The organism is Acinetobacter sp. 228 (assembly GCF_048147885.1).
In genome coordinates this window covers 1-1,319 of record NZ_JAYWYV010000300.1, presented here as the reverse complement: position 1 = coordinate 1,319, position 1,319 = coordinate 1, and the positions used below count along the sequence as shown (strand labels likewise).

Here is a 1,319-nt window from a genome sequence, read left to right as displayed (position 1 = left end):
TTGAGATGTGCCAAGCACCGTCTTACGGCTTTGCTGTGCCTTTTTTTCTCCCAAAAAAGTATCTCATTTAGAAACAACAAGAATTTATAACGGTAAAACTATGCCAAATTTAGAAACCTCTTCCAAAAAATTACACGTTATTCGTACCGCTATTCGTTTGTTTACCACACATGGATTCCATACAACAGGCGTAGACCTGATTGTCAAAGAATCAGAAATACCGAAAGCCACCTTGTATAACTACTTTCACTCAAAAGAACGGCTTATTGAAATGTGTATAGCTTTCCAAAAAAGTCTACTTAAAGAAGAAGTGCTTGCGATTATCTATTCAAGCCGTTATTGCACGCCAAACGATAAGCTCAAGGAAATAGTAGTTTTACATGTTAACTCTAACAGTCTGTATCACTTGCTACTTAAAGCCTTTTTTGAAATTAAAGTGGCTTACCAGCAGGCTTACCGTATGGCAATTGAGTATAGAAAATGGCTGACTCGTGAAATTTTTGAACTGATTTTTAGCTTAGAAACACGTGCGTTAAAACCCGATGCCAACATGGTTTTAAACTTAATAGATGGCTTGATGTTCGGGTTTTTGAGTACAAAGAGTTTGGATGAAAGGGATGTGGTGGTGGAGTATTTTTTTAAGCCAACTTGTTTGAGGTAAATGAGTTATTTAAATAAAAGGATGTATGGTTTGCTTGATTTTTATTAGATGAGCAGACCATATACACCCTGCAATGATGTGAGCTCATTACTCAGGTTAGATCAAATAATTAGATATAACATACTGTTTATATTATAAAAATTAATATTTTTGACTTTGTGGCGATAATATTGCTATTTTATTTTTACGATAATCGTAAATAGATTACGTATATCATAATTAAAATGGAATTAATTTAAAGCGAGTCATGGAGAAAGGAATACCATGAAAGAAATTGTATTAAGTGATTTGATCAATCAGCAGAAAGTTGGACCTTATCAAAAATTTATTTTGGTTACCTGCCTATTACTAATGATTATGGATGGGTATGACATTCAGTCCATGGCTTACGCAGCCCCACTGATTATAGAAGAATGGGGTGTTCAAAAATCGATGTTGGGAGTTGTGTTTAGTGCAAGCTTGTTTGGTTTGTTTGTTGGATCATTTTTATTAAGTTCACTTTCTGATCGTTTTGGTCGCCGTCCGATACTACTGATCTCGACCTTTATATTTTCCATATTGATGCTGTTAACACCACATGTAGGTAATATTGAGCAATTAACCGTAATCCGCTTTGTTACAGGAATTTTTTTAGGCGGTATCATGCCAAATGTGATGG

The 1,319-nt window shown here is 34.8% G+C and carries 2 protein-coding genes; both read left to right on the top strand.

Translation table 11 applies throughout. From position 1 onward, the window contains the following. Positions 1 to 100: 100 nt before the first annotated feature. Positions 101 to 661: a TetR/AcrR family transcriptional regulator gene (locus tag VXQ92_RS18400; protein ID WP_416682779.1), complete on the top strand. Its 561-nt coding sequence runs from the start codon at positions 101 to 103 to the stop codon at positions 659 to 661. Between the two features lie 264 nt (positions 662 to 925). After that, the coding region (locus VXQ92_RS18395) for an MFS transporter (protein WP_416682778.1) at positions 926 to 1,319 on the top strand (394 nt) is incomplete at its 3' end.